The organism is Xanthomonas axonopodis (assembly GCF_001304695.1).
Taxonomy (GTDB): Bacteria; Pseudomonadota; Gammaproteobacteria; order Xanthomonadales; family Xanthomonadaceae; genus Xanthomonas; species Xanthomonas axonopodis.
Map to the genome: position 1 here is coordinate 34863 of NZ_JFAQ01000035.1, position 20086 is coordinate 54948.

Annotated in this window: 10 protein-coding genes, 1 other RNA gene and 9 pseudogenes; 9 read left to right on the top strand and 11 right to left on the bottom strand. The window is 65.8% G+C overall.

Annotated elements, in window-relative coordinates:
• Window positions 1-76 precede the first annotated feature (76 nt).
• A pseudogene (locus tag XAXN_RS03635) lies at window positions 77-2527 on the top strand (hypothetical protein).
• 421 nt (window positions 2528-2948) lie between these two features.
• On the opposite strand, the pseudogene XAXN_RS03640 reads toward XAXN_RS03635, so the two are convergent.
• Window positions 2949-3863 (bottom strand): annotated as a pseudogene (locus XAXN_RS03640) (SMP-30/gluconolactonase/LRE family protein); the annotation flags it as partial.
• Window positions 3863-4379: pseudogene (locus XAXN_RS03645) on the bottom strand (cupin domain-containing protein). The pseudogenes XAXN_RS03640 and XAXN_RS03645, both read right to left, overlap by 1 nt.
• A gap of 162 nt (window positions 4380-4541) precedes the next feature.
• Between XAXN_RS03645 and glnE the strand changes: the two are divergent.
• The gene (gene glnE, locus XAXN_RS03650; protein WP_054318536.1) at window positions 4542-7367 is read left to right on the top strand and encodes a bifunctional [glutamate--ammonia ligase]-adenylyl-L-tyrosine phosphorylase/[glutamate--ammonia-ligase] adenylyltransferase; all 2826 of its coding nucleotides are present in this window, start codon (window positions 4542-4544) and stop codon (window positions 7365-7367) included.
• A 102-nt stretch (window positions 7368-7469) separates the two neighbouring features.
• Here glnE and XAXN_RS03655 read toward each other — a convergent pair.
• The 3 genes and pseudogenes from XAXN_RS03655 to XAXN_RS20480 all read right to left on the bottom strand — a co-directional run.
• A pseudogene (locus tag XAXN_RS03655) lies at window positions 7470-7856 on the bottom strand (VUT family protein); the annotation flags it as partial.
• A gap of 22 nt (window positions 7857-7878) precedes the next feature.
• Window positions 7879-8131 (bottom strand): annotated as a pseudogene (locus XAXN_RS22940) (transposase); the annotation flags it as partial.
• 336 nt (window positions 8132-8467) lie between these two features.
• A non-coding RNA gene (locus XAXN_RS20480) (sX9 sRNA) lies at window positions 8468-8542 on the bottom strand.
• A 402-nt stretch (window positions 8543-8944) separates the two neighbouring features.
• Here XAXN_RS20480 and xopB point away from each other — a divergent pair.
• Complete coding sequence (gene xopB / locus XAXN_RS03665) at window positions 8945-10492, top strand: XopB/HopD1 family type III secretion system effector (protein ID WP_054318538.1); 1548 nt, start codon at window positions 8945-8947, stop codon at window positions 10490-10492.
• A gap of 233 nt (window positions 10493-10725) precedes the next feature.
• Here the strand turns inward: xopB and XAXN_RS22945 are convergent.
• A pseudogene (locus XAXN_RS22945) lies at window positions 10726-10848 on the bottom strand (VUT family protein); the annotation flags it as partial.
• A 15-nt stretch (window positions 10849-10863) separates the two neighbouring features.
• On the opposite strand from XAXN_RS22945, the gene XAXN_RS03670 reads away from it, so the two are divergent.
• Together XAXN_RS03670 and XAXN_RS03675 are read left to right on the top strand one after the other, a co-directional pair.
• Entirely contained in the window at window positions 10864-11100 is a 237-nt protein-coding gene (locus XAXN_RS03670) for a hypothetical protein (protein WP_167694751.1), read from the top strand.
• A gap of 621 nt (window positions 11101-11721) precedes the next feature.
• A pseudogene (locus XAXN_RS03675) lies at window positions 11722-13600 on the top strand (S53 family peptidase).
• Window positions 13601-13886: 286 nt separating this feature from the next.
• On the opposite strand, the pseudogene XAXN_RS03680 reads toward XAXN_RS03675, so the two are convergent.
• From XAXN_RS03680 to XAXN_RS03690, 3 genes and pseudogenes are all read right to left on the bottom strand, one after another.
• Window positions 13887-14395: pseudogene (locus XAXN_RS03680) on the bottom strand (hypothetical protein).
• A complete protein-coding gene (locus tag XAXN_RS03685; RefSeq protein ID WP_054318541.1) occupies window positions 14392-15261 on the bottom strand; it encodes a DUF2145 domain-containing protein in 870 nt (289 codons plus the stop codon). Before XAXN_RS03685 ends, XAXN_RS03680 begins: the two are co-directional and overlap by 4 nt.
• Window positions 15262-15304: 43 nt before the next feature.
• Window positions 15305-16252, bottom strand: a complete 948-nt coding sequence (locus XAXN_RS03690; RefSeq protein WP_054318548.1) for a mitochondrial fission ELM1 family protein — start codon at window positions 16250-16252, stop codon at window positions 15305-15307.
• Between the two features lie 133 nt (window positions 16253-16385).
• Between XAXN_RS03690 and XAXN_RS03695 the strand changes: the two genes are divergently transcribed.
• The 3 genes from XAXN_RS03695 (at window position 16386) to XAXN_RS23590 (ending at window position 18247) form a co-directional block, all read left to right on the top strand.
• The gene (locus tag XAXN_RS03695) at window positions 16386-16976 is read left to right on the top strand and encodes a malonic semialdehyde reductase (protein WP_054318542.1); all 591 of its coding nucleotides are present in this window, start codon (window positions 16386-16388) and stop codon (window positions 16974-16976) included.
• Window positions 16977-17174: 198 nt separating this feature from the next.
• Window positions 17175-17879, top strand: coding sequence for a YceI family protein (locus tag XAXN_RS03700; protein WP_134980080.1), 705 nt, complete (start codon window positions 17175-17177; stop codon window positions 17877-17879).
• Window positions 17880-17989: 110 nt separating this feature from the next.
• Complete coding sequence (locus XAXN_RS23590; protein ID WP_054318550.1) at window positions 17990-18247, top strand: hypothetical protein; 258 nt, start codon at window positions 17990-17992, stop codon at window positions 18245-18247.
• Window positions 18248-18380: 133 nt separating this feature from the next.
• Here XAXN_RS23590 and XAXN_RS22950 read toward each other — a convergent pair whose 3' ends face one another.
• Window positions 18381-18578 (bottom strand): hypothetical protein, encoded by a 198-nt coding sequence (locus XAXN_RS22950; protein WP_245149941.1) that lies wholly within the window; start codon window positions 18576-18578, stop codon window positions 18381-18383.
• Between XAXN_RS22950 and XAXN_RS03710 the strand changes: the two are divergent.
• Window positions 18495-19713: pseudogene (locus XAXN_RS03710) on the top strand (histidine-type phosphatase). The gene XAXN_RS22950 and the pseudogene XAXN_RS03710 sit on opposite strands and share 84 nt — an antisense overlap.
• A 35-nt stretch (window positions 19714-19748) precedes the next feature.
• Here XAXN_RS03710 and XAXN_RS03715 read toward each other — a convergent pair.
• A partial coding sequence (locus tag XAXN_RS03715; RefSeq protein ID WP_054318543.1) for an IS5/IS1182 family transposase occupies window positions 19749-20086 on the bottom strand: 338 nt, incomplete at its 5' end.

Below are 20086 nucleotides of genomic sequence, written 5' to 3' on the forward strand. Positions count from 1 at the left end.
TCGTGCTGCGCCCCGCTCACGGTTGGCTTGGCACACTGTGCCCAGCCGCATGCGCGGTTTTCAGGAGCCAGCTGTCATGACGATGCCTGTTCGCGCCCGCTGGCGTGCCTTGCCGCGCGTCCTGCGATGGCCGCTATTGGCACTGATTGCGCTGTACGCAAGCTATCTGCTGCTGGGCAATCTGTTGCTCAACACACCGCTCGGCCCGGCTGCGCTGAACCGCTCGCCCGACAAGCTCACGATGCACTGGGGCCCGGCGCTGACCTGGTGGCTTGGGCGTGTGGTGCTGTGGGATGTCGATCTGCAAGGCCATTCGACGCGCACGAAGTGGAGTGTCAGTGCGCAGCGGATGAGCGGGCAGATTCGGTTGCTGCCGTTGCTGCACCGGCAAACTGCTGGTGCCGAAATTGTATGCGCGCGGTGTGCGTGGCGGTGTGCAGCCTGAGGTCGTGGCGCCCGGGACAGTGTCGAGGCAATCGCCTGCGGCGACGCAAGCGACGCGGACTGCGCCTACTCCGGTGAAGGGTGTCGCTGACATGCCGGCCGCTTCAGCCAACGCGCAGGCGACCGCAGCAACGCCCAATGGCGAAAAAACGGCGACGACGCAGCCGCCCGAGCAGAATCTGCGCGTCACAACTGCAACGACGACAACGACGGCGAAGCCCACAACGCCCCCAACCAACACGCCGCACCCAGCCCACCGCGCGCATGCCCAAGCCAGCACACCCACGCCACCAACCGCCTGGAGTCTGCAATTGGACCGCATCGTTGCCGAGCAGGTGCAGTCCGTGTCGCTGCGTCAGCTGCACATCGAAGGGCAGGGCCAATTGCAACTGGGCCTGTTCAAACAACTGCGTGGCGTGCCGATGGAACTCTTCCCCTCACGTGCCGTGTTCGAATCGGCGCGTGTGCGGTGGGGGCAGGACGAAGTGATGCGCAATGGGCAGCTGCGCATCGAAGCCAGCATCGCGCTGCATGCACCGGATCAGGCAAGTGGAAGCGCGGTGCTGCAACTCACCGATGCGCTGAGCGCCGTGCATGGCGACACCGCAGCGCTGGATGTCACCCGTAATCCGCCGGGCCGCCACACGCTGGCGACGCGTGCCGGCAAGGGGCGTGCAGATGGCGAGCTGCGCTGGAGACGCGGTGCCTTGCAGCCTGGCAGCCAGCTGCAATGGCGCGCGCCGCTGCACGACAGCACGCGCGCACCGGCCGCATTGCTGGGCGAACTGACGGCGCAGTTACAGGTCGATCAGAACATGCGGCTCAAGGTCAGCATGCCCGAGCCGGCCGATGCCGGGCTGACGCTGGACGCCGATGTGCGCGTGCAAGGCAGGCAATTGCCAGTGCATGCCATGCGCAGCCTGTTGCCGCGCACGTCCGGGCATGCGCGGCTGCATTGGCAGCTGTCTTCGCTCAGCTGGATTCCTGCGCTGTTTCCGGATGTGGATTGGCTGACCCTGGAAGGCGAAGGCCTGGTCGATGCCGATCTGCGGATCGATCGTGGCCAGCTTGCTGCCGGCAGCCACCTGCAGGTGCCGCATGTGCAAGCGCAGGTGGGCGTGATGGGGCATGCGATCACGGGGCAGGCCAGTGCCGATCTGCGCGTGGACGCCGATGCCAACGGACAGTTGCTGCCGGCGCTTGCACTGCAGATGCAGCAGTTCTCGATCACGCATACCGACCCACCCACGCGGCCGTTCGTGCAAGGCCGAGATCTGCGCCTGGATCTGCGCACACGCGCCGATGCGCGCAACCTGAGCAGCCTGCGCGATGCCACCCGCGCGCATCTGGTATTCGCCAATGCCCGCGTGCCGGATCTGCGTGCCTACAACCGCTACCTGCCGCAGCAGCAACTGCGCTTCGACGGCGGTAATGGCGTGCTCAGCGGCGATCTGCAGATCGAGCCGGGTGGGCGCATCGGCAAGGGCGGTTTGCGCATCGGCGCGCGTGCAGCGCGGCTGCAGTTTGCCGGCCTGGTGTTGCGCGGCGATGTGGATGCGGATCTGCGCCTGCAGCGCGGCGATCTACGCGCCGAACAGTTCAGTCTCGATGCCAGCAGCATCCAGCTGCGCAATGTCGGATTCACCGGCCCGGATGGACAACGTCGCGATGGCTGGTGGGCGCGCATCGTGCTGGACGATGCGCGCATGCAATGGCGGCAACCGGTTGGCGTGGATGGGCGTGTACGCATCCAGGTGCGCGATCTGGCATTTCTGGTGGCGTTGTATGCGCGCGACCGCTCGATTCCGAACTGGATGCTGCGGCTGGTGGATGCAGGCCAGGCGCAACTGACCGCACGCGCGCACTGGCAAGGCGCGACGGTCATCGTCGATCGGCTGCAGGCGCGCAACGAACGCTTTCAGGTCGATCGCGGCTGCGCTTGCAGGGCAATCAACGCAGCGGCAGTCTGCTTGCACGCTGGGGCATGCTGAGCGCGGCAGTGGGCTTGCGCGGCGACACACCCGACTGGCATCTGCGACGTGCGCTGGAGTGGTATCGCGCGCAGCCGGATCTATTGCGCTGAGGCCCGCATCGCGCGCGCTGGCGTGAAGAAAAAACAACAGTTATGTAATTTTTGGTGTTGTTTTGCAGTGCAGCGTGCAAGTCCGATTCCAGGCGCGCACTATGATCCTGCATCCCGACGTGGGGGGATGGGAGCAAAGCCCGCTGGCAGTTCGCTGCAAGCGGGCTTTTTATGCCTGCTGCTTGTCGGAGCAAGCATCAGCCCGCGCAAGATCCGCCGGAGATGAAGCCCGCCCTGCATGCCGCAGTTGCCGCCCGCGCGCAGTGTGGCGAGCAGACTTGCATGGCCTGGAGCTGCACCCGAAACCCGGCCAGCGATCCTGCTGCTGGATGTGCACAGCGCGCTCGGAACCGTCAGCACAAGCGATCCACGCCGTACCAGCACCGGCCGCGTCCGCCCGGGCAGTTGCCGTTCTTAAGTCCTGCAGCTCCAGCAGCCACAGCGTGCTGCCGCCGGTGATGAACAACCGCCGTTGCGCCAGGTCGAAGGTGCAGTTGGACGCCGTCTCCGGGGTCGGCACCAGACCGATCCGTTGGCCCTGGTTGTCGAAGATGTACACCCCCGCGCCGGAGCTGCTCCATAGCCAGCCCTGGCGATCCACGCAAAAGCCATCCGGCAGGCCGTCCGGCACCACCACGAAGCGGCGGCGGTTGTGCAATGCGCCATCGCGCCAGTCGAAGGCGGTGATCTCGGGCGTGGTCGGGTCACCTTCGGGCGTCTGCGACACGTACAGCACCCGTTCGTCCGGGGAGAACGCCAGCCCGTTGGGGTGATCCAGGCTGACCATGCATTGCAGGGTACCGCCATCGGGCGGCAGCCGGTAGACGCCGTGATGGTCCAGCTCCTGCGGGCCCGGGCAGCCCTGGCTGGGCTTGAGCAGCCCGAAGGGCGGGTCGGTGAACCAGATCGTGCCGTCGTGCGCCACGATCAGGTCATTGGGCGAATTGAGCCGTTTGCCCTCGAACCGCCCGACCAGCAAATGCGCCCGGCCATCCACATCGCTACGGGTGATCGCGCGGCGCCCGTGCTCGCAGTGCACCAGTCGCTGTTGTGCATCCACCGCGTTGCCGTTGGTGAAGGCGGTGGCATCCAATAAAACGTGCACCGCGCCGTCCTCGCGCCAGCCAAGCACGCGGCGGCCGACCACATCGCTCCACACCAGCGTGCGCTGTGCCTCCCACCAGGCCGGGCCCTCGCTCCAGGTGGCCTGGTCGTAGAGGGTCTGCAGGCGCGCGTTGCCCAGCCGCGCCGCCAGCGCGGCGTGGTGCGTGGTGGGCGGCGGGCACTCGGCTGGCCGGGCGGCGCCGGGCGCGCGCAGGCGGCAGTGGCGATCCATCAACGCGGCGCCGGATGGCCGAACGGATGTGCGGTGGCTGCGCCTGGCGATTGCGCAAACTGCACCATCATCTGCAGGCAAGGTTCATCGCCAAGCTGGCCGGAGCGATGGCCGCGCTGATCGCGGGTGCCCTGATCCTGGCCGAAGTGGATGTCGCCAGGGCCCATTTCCACGCGTGTGCCGTCGCCGGTTTCGATGAAAGCGGCCGCGCAACGGAATGACCCACTGCGGGTGCGGGCTCTCATGCCAGTCGCCGACCCAGCCCACCGGCAGCACCGCAAACTGGATGCCGAGCACCTCGCCGGGAAACGGTCGCAACCACTGCGGTGCGGCACCGCCACCCACGCTCTTGCGACCGAAGCCGGGCAGCTGCGAGACGTTGAGGCAGCTGTTGCCATCCGGTCCCGTCCACAGATGCAGGAAGGGCAGGCTGGGCGGCAGTGCAGGATCGTTGCCATCGGATTGGAGCGGAATCTGCGAGGGCAGCAAGTGGGTAGGCAAGGTGGTGGGCGACATGGCAGGACCTCGTACGAAAGACGCAGTGCACCATGGGTGTCGTCAGGGCTGCGTAAGCGAGATGTTCAAAGCGGCAAAATGCGGCACGCCCTGTTGCAGTCGCCATGCGGAATGTTGCGCATGCTTGCACTCCCTGCGTGGCGGGGATGCCAAAATCCGGTCATGTCGATGCCTACCGTTTCCATGTCTGCTGCGCTCACCGCCCTGATCGAGCGGGCCGTGGCCCGTGTCCGTCTAGCATTGCCTGTCGAGCAGGCGTGGCCGGGCGGCGCGTTCGATCGGCAGCTTGCGCAGGTCGCACTGGCCAGCGAGTTCGCACTCGATACGTTGGCGCGGCAACCGGCATTGCTGCAGCACCTGGCACAACCCGATCCGCCGCCGCTGCCATTGCCGCAGCTCGATCCGGCGCAGCCGCAACTGTGGCCTGCGCAATTGCGACGCTACCGCAGCGCCGAGTCCACGCGCCTGGTGTGGCGCGATGTGCTCGGTCTGGACAGCGTGGAGGCGACCCTGGCCGGCGCAACCCGGCTGGCCGAACAGTGCCTGCAATGCGGGCTGCAGGCGCTGGAGCAGCAGTTCCACACCTGCCACGGCAAGGTCGTTGCTGCAGACGGCAGCGTGCAACGCCTGGTGGTGTTCGGGCTGGGCAAGCTGGGCGGTGGCGAGCTGAATTTTTCCTCGGACGTGGATCTGGTGTACGCCTATCCGCAGGGCGGCCAGTCCGATGGCGCGCGTCCATTGGCAGCGGAAGAATATTTCGCACGGTTGGGCCAGCAGCTGGCCAAGTTGCTGGACGAAACCACGGCCGACGGCTTCAGCCATCGCGTGGATCTGCGCCTGCGTCCGTTCGGCACCGCTGGCCGCGTGGCGTTGTCGTTCGCCGGCATGGACCAATATTTCCAGCGCGAAGGTCGCGATTGGGAGCGCTATGCATGGCTCAAGGCGCGCGCGGTGGCGGGCGATATCGACGCCGGTGAAGCCTGGCTGGAAACGCTGCGCCCCTTCGTCTACCGGCGGTATCTGGACTTCACCGCACTGGATGGCTTGCGCGAAATGAAGGCGGCCATCACCGCCGAAGTGGCGCGGCACGATCGTCTGGACGACATCAAGCGTGGGCCCGGCGGGATTCGCGAAATCGAGTTTCTGGCGCAATCGCTGCAGCTGATTCGTGGCGGACGCGAGCCGAGCCTGCACGAACGCCGGCTGCTGCCCGCGCTGCAGGCGTTGGTGGCTGCAGGCCAGATCGACCATGAGAACGGCCAGGCGCTGTCGACGGCGTATCGTTTTCTACGCCGGCTGGAAAATCGCCTGCAGATGTTGCGCGATGCGCAGACCCACGCATTGCCGCAGGCGCCGCTGGATCGCGAGCGTATTGCGCTGGGTCTGGGTTACGCGCAGTGGTCGGCCCTGCTCGACGCACTGGCACCGCAGCGCGCGCGGGTTGCGGCCGAATTTGTCGAGCTGCTGGCTCCACGCGTGCGCGCCATCGCACCGGACGCGCTTGCCGAGTACTGGCGCGCGCTGCCGGAAGGCGATGCTGCGCCGTTGGCGGGGATTGGCTTGCACGATGCCGCGGGCGCGCACCAGGCGCTGGCCGATTTCGCGCAGTCCTCCGGCGTGCGCGCGTTGTCCGATAGCGCGCGTGCGCGGCTGGATCGGGTGATGCCGGCACTGCTGCACGCCGCCACCCGCGCCAGCCAGCCCGATGCGGCCGTGCGTCGCATGCTTGGTCTGCTGCAGGCCACCTTGCGCCGCACCAGCTACCTGGCCTTGCTCGACGAGCAACCCAGCGCGCTGGCACGCCTGGTCGATGTGCTCTCGCGCAGTGCGCTGCTGGCCGAACGGCTGGCGGCGTATCCGTTGCTGCTGGACGAATTGCTCGACACCCGCATCAGCGGCCCGCTACCGGATCGCGCGGCGCTGCACGCGGCCTGCGCCGAGACCTTGCACATCGACGACACCGAAGCGGCGCTGCGTGAACTCAACGAGCGCCGGCTCGCATTGAGCTTCCGCATTGCGCTGGCCACGCTGGATGGCCGCCAGCAGGCGGTGGAGAGCACCCGGCAACTGGCCTGGCTTGCCGAAGCGGTGGTGCAGACCGTGCTGCAGCTGGCGCGCAGCGACATGGCGGCCGCGCACGGACACGTGCCGGGCGGCAGCTTTGCCATCGTCGGCTACGGCAGTCTGGGCGGGCTGGAGCTGGGATTCGGATCGGATCTGGACCTGGTGTTTCTCTACGATCATCCGCCCGAGGTGGATGCCTCCGACGGCAAGCGCCCACTGGAGGCCGGGCGCTGGTTTGCGCGGCTTGCGCAGAAAGTGATGGCATTGCTGGCTGCCGAGACCGGCGCCGGCCGGCTGTACGACATCGATGTGCGGCTGCGCCCGGATGGCGCCAAGGGCGCGCTGGTGTCCTCGCTGGCCAGTTACCGCGAATACCAGCGCGACCGCGCCTGGACCTGGGAGCACCAGGCCCTGGTGCGCGCACGCGCGGTGGCCGGCGACGCGGCGCTTTGCGATGCGTTCGCACAGATGCGTCGCGAGACGCTGATGCGGGTGCGCGACACCGCGCAGTTGCACGAGGACGTGCGCAAGATGCGTGCGCGCATGCGCGCCGAACTGGATCGCAGCGATGCCGGCCGGCTGGATCTCAAGCAAGGCGCTGGCGGCCTGGTGGATCTGGAATTCGTGCTGCAGGCTGGCGTGCTCGGCATGGCAGCGCAGCAGCCGCATCTGCTGGATGCCTGCGACACGCCCGCGTTGATCGATGCACTGGCGCGCACGCACTGGCTCCCGCACGAGAGCGCCGTGCTGCTGCATCAGGCGCATGCAACGCTGGTCGATGCCGGCCTGAGCTGCACGCTGGACCGCCGCCCGCGGCTGATCGCACCGACGCCGGCCATCCAGCAGGCACGTGGCATCATTTTCAACGCAGCGCGTGGGCAGGGCCTGACATTTCCGCTGGGCAAGGATGAAACAGCGCTGTAGGTGCAGTGGTGAGTACGCCGCTTTGGATGCAGCTCCAGCAAACGGCAGCAACGGTGCGTTGCCGTCCTGGCGGAGGCAACGCACCCATGGGCGTCAAGCGCTCTACCGACGCGGCGCACTCCGCCACAGCAGGGCGCGAAACGGGCCAAGCAGGAACACGCCCATGCCCAGTTTTACCGCCAGATCGCCTGCGGCCCAGCTGGCCCACGGCAGGCTCGCGCCGGCAAACGCAATGCTCCAGAAGATGGTGGTATCCAGGGTGGCGCTGCAGGTGGTGGCCACGATGGGCGCGCGCCACCAGCTGCCGTCGCGCAGGCGGTTGAACACGCTGATGTCCAGCAATCGCGCCGCGATGAAGGCGCTGCAGGAGGCCACCGCAATGCGTGGCGTCGCCAGCCAGATCGACAGCAGCACCGCCAGCGCGAATCCGCACCAGGCAACCTGGCGCGCCGCACGCGGACCGAAGCGGCGGTGGATCAGGTTGCTGACCCTGGGTCAGGGCGTGAAGCTTAGGTCGAGCTCCGCCTGGGCGAAATACGCACTGGCCTTGCGCAGGATCTCGCTGGCTTGCCCCAGCTCGCGCACTTCGCGTTCCAGCGCTTTTATCCGCGTCCGCTCGTCCGTCGTCGGCCCCCTGACGCTGCCGGCATCACGCTCGGCCTGACGCACCCAATTGCACAGCGTCTGCGACCAACAGCCAATTTTCGCGGGAATCGATTCGATCGCCCATCGCGAGCTGACTTTCCTTGGTGCTCCCGCACCAGCCGAACCGCCCACTCTTACGCTTCCAAGGAATACTTTGTCTTGCTCATGGCCCCATCTTCTCAGGAGTTTGAGCCTCCCAACTTCCCGGGGCGGTTTACCCTGCAATGCTTCGCCGTCCCAACCATGACTTCGGGCAAACAACGACATTCAGAAAGCTCTGCGTTAAACTTTCTTCAACACTCACTGCAGGAGATCAACACGGGACTATGTAGTTCAAAGCCGTGCCTGCATGCTCACCTGAACATTATGCGACCCCTGTCACAGGGCAGATTGATCAGACCATCCTTAGAAATAAATTCTCAAATTGATTTCGAGGTTTCACCAATACCAAATGCGGCTAATACAACGTAGCCAGCGATCGTCAGATGGGTGCGGGCGGCGCGCAGAACCGGATTTTACGAGTGGAAGATGCCGATTCCGATCACCAACCGCGCTCGCCTAACGGCCGCGCATTAGTTTTGTTAGCCGCTCTAAAGATCCTGACTTTTCAAATAATTCACAAAAAAGGATAGGAAGACATGAAGACAGAGCTCGCACGATCCCATTCACTGTCGTCACTCGAGGACATACTTCACCCCGAATCTGGTATGGGCTACGACTGTGATCTAGAAGCTGGTGCACAGCCCAACCATAGCGTCTTCCGTCAGTCCGAAGATAGCATATTGCCCACCACCAGGCCCCCCCGGCGACGCGGCACAAGCAGCGGGTCGACTAGCCCCAGGTCCACTGGGCAAGGCTCCGGTTACACTGATAACAGTGGATTAGAAACTTTGCGACCGATCTCGTTAACAGGCTTCCAAAAGCCCAGGCATATGGGATTGGTGCGCAGGGAATCGGGCCGACTTGTTTCTGCCGACCCGGTGGTGCACGCGTTGCTATCTTTCGCGCAGCTTGACCAGGCATTTCCATCGCAGGTCGCGAGCACTGACGGGGTCCGACTAGAGTTGGTGTCGCGTCGAGACCCGGAGAAAGCGCTTGAGGAGTTCAAGGACGCATTCACGGTTAAGACGGCGCAATTGATGCCTGCCGCCAACTCGTCAGAGCGGACAGCTGAGCAAATCGATGCTGACATTCATATCCCCTTATTGCTTAAGGCGATTGAACGGGGCTCCGCAGCATTTGGCCCAAGCGCTTTGATCGAGATGGCAGACGGCAGCCAGATCAGCGCGAAAGCCTTCCTCGCCTCGTGTGCCCCAGATGTCATGTCCAATGACGATGTCCTGTCGGTGTTCATCAACCAGAAACTCAAAGGGGACGAGGACCTCCAGGTTCGTCTGGGTGCACAGGAATTGCTATATGTTGCGACCAAGAAAGAGTTCCAGCTCGGTGGCTTGGCTGGTAGTATTGGTGTCAGCAGCATACTCGGCTCCGCATGGGAGCTCGGCGCTTCGGAACTGTTGAAAAAAGCCATCTTCGGCAAAAATTTCTCGCCCAGTCAGTATGCTCTGCAATTGGCAGGAATCGATTCAGTGCCGCCTTTGCTAATCGAGACCATGGACACCATGTGTGTGCTTGCAATCATCAAGGGTATGAAGGGTGAGGACTGGTCCATGCGCGACCTGCTCCCCAAGGCAATGAAAGCCGGTGCCATCTCCTCAATTGTGTCATTCCCCAATAACGTCTTGCAGTACACAGGCTTTAAATCAAGATTAGGTAATCTTGCGGCCAATATGACGACAACCGAAGCGGCCATCTTTGGCGCCGCCTCTGGCATTCCACCCGAAGTCAAGGAAAGCGAAGAGTTGATGCGTGCTGGATTGTTCCAGAGCATTAAGGACGGTGTCATGGCGCGCCCCAGCGAGAAGATGGGCCCGGAAGAGGCGATTGAGCAGGTGGCGCGTCATGCGCTCGATGTTGCCCCTGGCGAGAGCACCGCCGTCAAGTCTATGGGGCTGGCATCCATTGTCGGGATGATCCCGCTGATCGCCGGCAACAAAGCCACAGGATTACTCTCGGAAAGAGTGCTGCGTATCTTCCGGAGTACCGTCTTTAATCCGATCGAAGCCATCGCTCTGAATGCACTGGCGCTTGGAGGACGCATTCATGTTCCTGGGCTATTTGAATCAGACAATGCTAAGCACGCGCGGGTCGTGCAAACCATTCTGGCGCGAGCAAGCGAGCAAATGGAAAGCGGGGCACGGGAAATTACTGCAGAAGAATTGCATCAGATTTTGGCTCCCAAAAGCGAGTTCCTTCGTCATGTAGGAACCGCAATTGTCAAAGGCATGAATGCAAGCTTCGAGGCCCTTCCCGCGCTGGCCCGTAAACTTGGATATGGCGAAACTCCCTTGAACAAACGTATTCCATATCAGGACCTGGCTGTGTCTAATACTTCGCACCAACCCGCGCCGGAGCCGTAACCGACGTAATAGCCCGGGTAGCGATCAGTGGTCGGGGACATGGGATACATCCCTCCTGTCGACTCCCCACGATTCGATGCCAGCTAGAATTCGGGGTCTGCGGTCGATATGAGGGTCGGCAGGGATTCGTACTCTGACAGAGAGCTAGCTCGCTTTTGGCTGTTTTTTCACACGAATCCCTGCCGACCCTCAGGAACGCCAGGGGGTTAATAGAGCACGCCCCAGGTCAGTCAGTCGTTGATCGGGTATTGCACCAGGATGTTGGACAGCAGGACCACCGCGCCCATTGCCAGCACCGCCCAGAGCAATGCACGGGCGGTGAGCGGGGCGAATGCGGGTGGCGAGGCAAGACGCATGGCGACACGGTGCTGATGGGGCGCGCAATTATCGCTTCGAGGGCCGGGATGGACCCGCGCAGCGATGCGCTCGCCGGACACAGCGCCGGTACGCAACGCCCTCCTTTAGTGCGCAGGCGCCTGCCGCCGGACCGTGCCCGTCGCGCCGGCGGCGACCGACTGGGCGCGTGCGCATATCGCGGCCGCAATCCAGAGGCGCGTGCGCTGGCGCTCGTGGCCACGCTGACGCTCGGCGGCATTGTCGGCATGTGATGTGAGGGGGCAAGCCTGCGCCACGACATCGGGTCGTCATCGGTGACGTGTGCACGAGACGCCTGACCGACGGCATCGGTAGCACATGGTGATCGCAAAGCGGGCGGCAGGCCTCGACCTGGGAAAGGGGTGGCGTGAGCGGGCGCATGGGCGCGCATGGTCGCTTGCAGGTGCTCGCCACAACGGCGCGCACTTTGCGACATCCACGCGCGGCGGACTGGCATGCAGCGGCACCTGCAGCCGCAGGCACGCGCACCTCGCTGTTGGCGACACAATCTCGCCCGCTGGCATTTCGGCCGCGGACATCGCACGTATCGTCCCGGCTCATGACCCACGTCGTCTGATTGATGACGGCCCTTGCCAGCCCCGCGACCTGCCGATGCCGATGCAAATAGCCGCTGAATGTGCAGTGTCGTGATGGTGCACTGGCAGCTCTCGGCCTTGCCGTCGTCTGTGACAGCGGCCAGCCATGTGCATTGCGGCCGGCGCGGCCATCTATCGCAGCCGGCACCTGCGTGCTGTTTTCGTGTCGACATGATCGCACCCTTGGTCCGCGAACGCTCGTGCACGCCCCGGCGATGCCATTCGGCCTTGCTCACTGCTCTGCCCCCGGAGAGATCCATGCTTACTCGCACCCGCTGTCGGCCGCTGCTGGCTGCCGTATTGTTCGCTTCGCTGTTCGCCCTCAGTAGCGCCAACGCTGCCACGACCGTCCCCGATGCCCAGATTGACGCGATGACGGCAAGCTTGCGCGCAGCGCCCGGTGTCATTCGACGTGCATCTGCCATCACGCGACCAGGTGGCCCTGGACGCGCTGCTGGCCGACATCCAGGATCCGCTGTCGCCGCAGTACCACAAGTGGCTGTCGGCGGCCGAATTCCAGCGGCGTTTTGGTCCAGCGCCTGCACAGCTCGCGCAGGTGCGCGCCGCCCTGCAGGCAGCACACATGACCGTGGTGCAGCAGGGGCCAACCCTGCATGTCAGCGCGAATGCCGATAGCGTAGAGCGGTTGTTTGCCGCGCCGTTGGTCGCCGATCTGAAGGCCGGCCAGCAGGTGCGCCTGGCCGCCGCCGCTCCGCTGCAGCTGCCGGCCGCGCTGCGTGCCAACGGTGTCACCGTCACCGGCCTGAGCCGCGGGCTGCCGGCGGCACGCATGGACTCGCGCATGTTGGCCGGCGACCCCGGCAACCGCACTGGCCATGGCACCACCAGCTATTGGTACAACGATCTCAAGCAGGCCTACGGCTATCCGTCCTACCAGACGATGATGGGTGCGCCAGGCAACAAGCAACAGCGGCTCGACGGTAGCGGCAGCACGATCGCCGTGTTGATCGGCAGCGACGTGCTGGACACGGACATCGCCGCGATGTTCGACCACGAGCGCTTCAGCCGCTATGCCGGCAACCATGCCAATCCGACGCTGTATGCACGCCGCTATGTGGCCGGTGCCAAGCTCGGGGTGCAGGACGGCAATCGCGCGGCGGCGCGCGAGGCAACGCTCGATGTGGACATGGCGCTTGGCGGCGTACCGGGCGCGCACGTGCTGCTGTACGTGATCCCCGACCTGTCCATCGATTCCATCTTGGCCGGCTACCGACAGATCGTGCAGGACAATGAGGCAGACGTGGTCAGCTCCTCGTTCGGGTTCTGCGAACAGGTCTTCACCGCGGCCTATAACGGCAAGGACGCCACTTCCATCCTTGGCGTGTTCGATTCGGTCTTCAAGCAAGGCAACGCGCAGGGCATCAGTTTCGTCGCCTCCAGCGGCGACAACGCCGGCCTGGATTGTCCGGACACGCAATACCTGGTGGAGGGCAAGAACGGCCGGTACGTCCCCAGCGTGCATTGGCCTGCCGCCGATGCGTATGTGACCGCGGTCGGTGGTGGCAACCTGCTCACTGCCTACACGAAGGGCAGCCTGGATGCGAGCTACTTCAGCGAAAGTGCGTTTGCCGACCCGTTGCAGGCCGAGGACCCGTATGGCGTCGGCGCGCTGCTCAGCGGCGGCTACTGGGGTGCCGGTGGCGGCGTCAGCACGCTGTTCCAGCGTCCGGCGTATCAGCTGCGCGCGCTGGGCGGCACGCGCACCTCGATGCGCGCATTGCCCGATGTCGGCATGCTGGTCGGTGGTTGCCCGGGAATCGCCGTGCATCCCTGTCAGCAAGGCACCAGCTCGGTGTCCATCTACGTGGCCGGTGCCATCACCAAGTTGATCGGCACCAGCGTGGCGGCACCGGAGTTCGCCAGCGTGGCCGCGTTGCTGGTGCAGAAGCAGGGCCGGCAGGGCAATCTCAACGATTACCTATATCGCCTGGCTGCCAACGGCCCGCAGGCCTACCACCGCGGTATTCCCGGCAATAACGGGGTCGTCAGCAACGACGTGCCGATCGCCGGCAAGTACAACTACACCACCGGCTTGGGAACCCCGATCGTGCGGCTGATGATCGGCGCGCTGGACGCGGCGCCGGCAGGCATTCCGCGTTCTCCCAGCAATCCGTAACGGGCAGTGTCGCTGCGCCGGCGGGGGTGCCTTGTCGGTGCGGTGAGGGAGCGGTAGAGCGCACAGTGCGTGGTAGTGCTGTGTGCTCTTGCTCCGCTTCGAGGGTTGGGGGCGCGACCGATGGGCGATGCAAGGTCACCGCTGCCCGCAGGAAGGCAACACGCACGCATCGCGACCCTAATAGACACCCCTGGTCCACGGCCGCTGCGGGCCGACGGTTGCCCCGCAGCGCACACGCCTGCACGTGATCGCCGTGCAGGCAGCGCTGTTGCTCAGTGCGTTGAAATCACCAGCTGCGGCTGCTGTTGTAGGCCGCCGCGTCGCTGGTTGGCAGGAACGCCAGGGCCTGGCCCTGCGGCGCATGCACGGTCCAGCCACTGCCCGCCGGGCTGGGCTGGAACGACACCATGTCGCCGACGCGAAATCCGGCTGCCGGGTCGTCCTGGCGCGCGGGCCAGCGCAGCATCACGGTCGCCTCAGGCTGTTGCGGATCCTGCAGCCTGACCTCGCGTTCGCCCGCGGGCAAGGTCTGCACCGCGTCGACTCGCATCGGTGGCAGCGTGCCTGCGCGCGGTTGACGGCGGTCATCGCGTCTGTCTGCGTAGGCGTTGAAGGACGCAACGAAAGGAGACGCGACGATAGCGCTCGCCGCCACCACTGGGACAGAGACGGTCAACATGGCATAGAACCCGGACTTATCGGCCGTGGTCATCTCCCCGGCCTGCACGCAGGTTGGTGACAGGGCGGCGAGCAAAACAGGGCAGCGGCAACCCGGGCGGACAGCGGGCGTGTCATGGCGCGGCTCCAGTCGTGGCAGTGGCGGGCGGGATCGACAGCTCCTGTGCAAGGGCGTCGCGTTGATGCAGGAAATCGAACACCGATTCGACGGTGACCACCGAATAGTTGCCGGAAACGCGCTCGCCGACAGGATGATCGGTGGTGGTGGCATTGGTGGCGACAAAACGTGCGCCCACGCGCTGCTTCAAATCCAGATGCAGGATGCTGGGGTGATACCGCGCCGCTTGCAGCCAGGCCTGCGCTGCGCGGCGATCGCCGATGACCGTCGGTGGTTGCGCATCGGCTGCCAGCGCCGCGGCCAGCACTTCCAGCACCCACTGGTTGGAATTCTGGTAGTCGGTGGAGAAGGGATAGGCGACCATGCTGTAGCGCGTTTCATGCAGGCGATGCGCGAGCTCGCCGGAGTCACTCAACAATGCCTGCAGGCGCTGTTGGACCGCGGGCTTCAGGACGCCGACACGCAGATCGTGGCTGACCGCGCTCTTGCCGACGAAATTGCTCAGGCCTTCGACATAGAGCTGCGAGGCGTCGCTCTTGCAGCGATTGAGCAGGTGCCGCACGCGCCAGATGCCATCGTCGTCGCGCATGGCGAACGCCAGGTGGCTGTGTTTGAGGCCATAGCGACTCAGGTCCTGGCCGCCGCGCGCCAGCAGCACTACCTTGGCGTCGGGCAGTGCATCCAGTGCCTGCGCGGTGGAACCGGCCAGGTCGAACATCGCGGCGGTGGCTTGCGGGGTGGGGTAACGCGGTACGCAACGCGGTGCTGCTACGATGGCAGCCAGCGGTAATGCGGCAAGGACCAGCAGCGCGATTGCCCGGCGCCGGGTGTGCCCCATCCATCGCGCGTCGATTGTCCCTGTCATGCGAAGCGTCCAGAGTTTCAGTGGCCCGCTGACGGGCCTGGGGTCACGGCAGCAGGCGCGCGCGCACCTGCATGGCGATGCGCTCGGTTTCGCGCACTGCCACGATATCGACAGCACCGGCGAGAACTTCAGTCACCGGGTGCAGACGCTGGCGTTGTCGCAATGCATGCAGGTAGGTGCCCACGCGCCCGCGTGCCTGTTCGGCAAACGCGGCGGCCACCGCCACGCGGGTGGCGCAGGCTTCGGAGAGCAGGTTGACCGAATCGGCGCTGGCCACGATGGCGTCGCCCCAGCCGAGCAGGCCGGCATACGGGTTGGGCCCATCGCGTTCGTCGCACCACAGCAGATGCGGCAGGCCGGCGCAGGCCGCGCGCAGCGTTGCGATTGCATCGCCCGGTGTGCGGCGCGAGGTGGTCACCAGCAGGCTGCCGCCCAGCGCGCGTAGTTGGGCGCGTAACGACGTGCACAGCGCCGCCAGCGCCTGTGGCGTCCAGGGCACCTGGTCGGTGGGCCCACCGACCAGCAGGGCCAGCCGCGGGCCCGGCAAGCCGCCGATTGCGGGGAAGGCCACCCGCCCGGCCGCCAGCCACGCATCGTCCACTGGGTGCAGGCTGCCGAGCAGGGTGAGCACGTTGCTGCCGCGCGGTGCATCGTGCTCGGGCACGATCAGCAGGTCCCAGTGCCGTGGGTCCAGCCGCGGATCCAGGATCTGCACGCTGCGGCTGCCGTGGGCACGCAGCAACCGGGTGGCCAGGGCCGCCTGCCTGCCGCAGCCGATGGCCAGCGCCGGGGGCTGCTGCAGTTGCCGGGCAAAGGCTGCGCCAAACGCCTGCCGTGCGCCGGGTAGCCGCCGCGGCGCCGCCCAACGCCATGGCGCGCTGGGCTGCAGGTGCAGGGGCTGGTAGGCATCGGGCTGCACTGCACGCGCCAGCGCCTCGGCTTGGCACGCATTGCCGGCACGGCCGTCGCTCAGTGCCCAGGTCAGCCCCATCGTTTCAGATCCGACATAGATTTGTTTCAGATTGAACGCGTGTGGCGGCAATCGCGCCACTCTACACTGCGGGTCTTCACACTGGCGCCGACGCCGCAGCCTACCGTCGCACGCCCCTTCCCCTGGAGTGCTCATGTCCGACTCGCTCAACGCCGCCGCACTGGATCAACTGTTCCGCACCGCCCGTACGCAAAACGCGTTTGCCGACACGCCGGTCAGCCACGAGGTGCTGCGTGAGCTGTATGAGCTGGTGAAGTGGGGGCCCACCGCGGCCAATAGCTGTCCGGCGCGCTTTGTGTTCGTGACCAGCGCCGAAGGCAAGGCCAAGCTCAAGCCCGCGCTGTCTGAGGGCAATGCCGCCAAGACCCTGGCCGCACCGGTGACGGTGATCGTGGCGCACGACGAAGACTTCCACGAGAAGCTGCCGTACCTGTTCCCGCATGCCGATGCCAAGAGCTGGTTCGACGGCCCGCGCGAGGGCCGCACCGAATCGGCGTTCCGCAATGGCTCGCTGCAGGGCGTCTACCTGATCCTGGCCGCGCGCGCGCTGGGACTGGATGCCGGCCCGATGTCCGGCTTCGACAACGCCAAGGTGGATGCGGCGTTCTTTGCCGGTACCCCGATCAAGTCCAACTTCCTGGTCAATCTCGGCTACGGCGACCCGGCCGGGCTGTTCCCGCGCTCGCCACGCCTGAGCTTCGACGAAGCCGCGCGCTTCGAGTAAGCCGGTGCATGCGTGCGCCCCCGGCGCACCGCGCATGCCTACCGCGTTCAAGCGATGCAGTTGGCCGTTCGCAGGCTGACCGCTTGATCTGGCTCACGGTCTCGACGTACATGGTTCCTCGATTTCCTGCAGTCCTCGTCCGTCTGCATCTGTCCCACCCGCGTCGATCCGACGCGTCTCTCATCCCATGGAGTTCCAATGAAGACCACCCACAAGCTGTTGCTGCCGCTCGCCCTGGCCCTGGCCATTGCCGCCTGCTCCAAGCCGGCCGACAACGCCGCCGCGCCGGCCGCCGAAACCCCGGCCGCTGCCACCGCCCCGGCCGCCTCGACCGCCCCGGCCGTGGAAGTGGCGTCGGGCACCTACACCCTGGACCCGGCGCATACCGACGTGCTGGCGCAGTGGAGCCACTTCGGCTTCTCCAACCCGAGCGCGAACTTCGGCAATGTCGACGGCACCCTGGTATACGACGCGGCCGACGTGACCAAGTCCACCGTGCAGGTCACCCTGCCGCTGTCCGGCTTGAACAGCTTCACCGCCAAGTTCGACGAACACCTCAAGAGCGGTGACTTCTTCGACGCGGCCAAGTTCCCGACCGCCACCTTCAAGAGCACCAAGGTGGAAGCTGCCGGCACCAACAAGCTGACCGTCACCGGCGACCTGACCATCAAGGGTCAGACCAAGCCGGTCGTGCTGGACGTCACCCTCAACGGTGCCGGCGAGCACCCGATGAAGAAGGTGCCGGCCGCGGGTTTCGACGCCACCACCACCATCAAGCGCAGCGATTTCGGCCTGAGCCAGTACGCCCCGAACGTCAGCGACGAAGTGAAGATCCGCATCACCACCGAAGCCCTGCAGGCCAAGGCCGGCGATGCTGCGGCGAAGGATGCCGCGGCCAAGTAAGCGCTCTGGCTGCTGCCCAGGCAAAGGCCCGCTTCGGCGGGCCTTTGTCGTTTGAGGGGGACGGCCACGTGCGACCCCGTCGGGTGTGGTCACGACATATTGTGGGCAGCCTGTGTGCCGGGGCGTGTCTTGGGAACGCCGCCGCTCACGGCATAGCCGGCAGCGTGGACCGTGTGGGCCCCGGCATCGGCAAACAGATGGCCGCCGCGGCGTTTGGCAGACCTGACGCCGCGTCGTTGTTTCGCAGATCGCGCATCGCCATCGCCGCTCATCAACTACCAGGCGCACCGCGCGGCAACGGGTTTGACCGCTGTCATCCATGCGTCATCCGGTCTACGCAGGCTGGGCGCATTTTTCTGGGCTGGTGATGTCTGTCGTGTGCTTCGGTAGATCGCTGCCGCTGTTCCTGCAGCGGCAGCCATGGCGCCACTGCGATGTCCGGCCTCGCCGCACGCGCGCCGCCGGCGCGCGTTGTTGCATCCATGCACCAAGGTCTGTCGGTCAGCCTGGACGCGGGGTAATGCTCGCGTTGTCGACGACGTTCTGAGGAAAGCCATGCGCAATCACTTTTTTGCCAGGACGATGCGGCAGGCATTGCTCGGTCTGGCGCTCTGCATGCCGATGGCAAAACCGGTCGCCGCAAAAGAGACCGCCGCCGCAACCGCGCACCTGCGCCTGAGCATCGTGCTGGTGCGGCATGGCATCCGTGCACCGACCCAGCCCGGCAGCGAGCTGGATCGCTACAGCGCGCAGCCATGGCCGCAGTGGCCGGTGGCCGGTGGCCGAGGGCCAGCTGACGCCGCACGGACGGGCGGGCATGCAGGCGCTGGGCGCACGTTATCGCGCACTGCTGGCACCGCCGCTCGGGCTGGCGGCCAGTGGCTGCGTGGGCACCGAACAGATCGTCACCCTCGCCGACAGCACCGCCCGCAACCACGCCAGCGCGCAGGCGCTGCTGCAGGGCATGGCGCCTGGCTGCGCAGTGCATTACCAGGCCCTGCCGGAAGGCGAGCGCAACGCCGTATTTGATGGCGGCAAGGCGCCCGCACCGCCGGTGCGGCTGGAGGCCGAAACACGCGCGCAGCTGGCGCACTTGCAGGCGGTGTTGAGTGCCTGCCAGCACGGACGCTGCGCCACGCCGCCGCCGGCCCGCCTGCTCTACGAGCCGGCCACGCGCGACGGCTCGCCGGCCGCGGGCAGCACCCTGAAGCTGGCCGGTGGACTGGCCGAGAACCTGATGCTGGAAGACGTCGAAGGCTTCGATGCGGCGCAGCTGGGCTGGGGCAGGGTGGATCGCGCCGCAGTGACGCAATTGATTGCCCTGCACAACACCTCGTTCGCCCAGAGCAAGCGTCCGTTGCCGGTCGCCCGCGCGGCGGCATCCAACCTGCTCGTGCATCTGCTGGCCACCGTGCAGGCCGCGGTCGGGCAAACACCGTCGGTGGCGACCCTGGCGCCGCCCTCCACGCGGCTGCTGGTGCTGGTCGGCCACGACACCAATCTGGCCACCCTCGGTGGACTGCTCGGCGTGCAGTAGCATCGCCGTGATCGCCCCGATGACTATCCGCCCGGCGGCGCGTTGGTGCTGGACGTGCTCGAACGCAACGACGCGCCGTCGCTGCGCGTGCGCACCCTGATGCCAAGCCTGGCGGCGCTGCGTCGCGGGCGCCTGGACGGCGATGCGCTGGCCTCGTCCACGCTGGTGTTGCCCGGTTGTCGGGGTCAGGCCTTGTGTCCATTGCCGGTTGCGTTGGCCTGGCTGCGTACGCGCATCGATCCGGCCCAGGTGCAAGCGGCGCTGCCGGCCATGCAGTCCTGGCCGGCGCAACCGTAGCGCGTGTCATGCACGGCGAGCGCGGGAGAAGCGGCTTAGAGCTGCTGACAAAACCCAGGAAGCATGCGTAAGCAGATGATGGAGCATGCAAGCGAGAGCAACGCCAAGTGGATATCGATGCGGCGTTCGAAGCGGATACGCAGCTTGCCCATGCCGGCAAACCAAGCGTGCGTGCGCTCGACGACCCAGCGGTGCTGGCCCAGGCGGTCGTTGCGTTCGATGCCCTTGCGTGCAATCCGCGCAATGATGCCGCGCTGCTTGAGGGCGTTGCGGCAACGGTCGATGTCGTCGGCCTTGTCGGCATGCAGTTTGCCTGGCCAGCGTCGCGCACGCCCTGGTTTTCCACCGATCGCAGGCAATGCATCGAGCAATT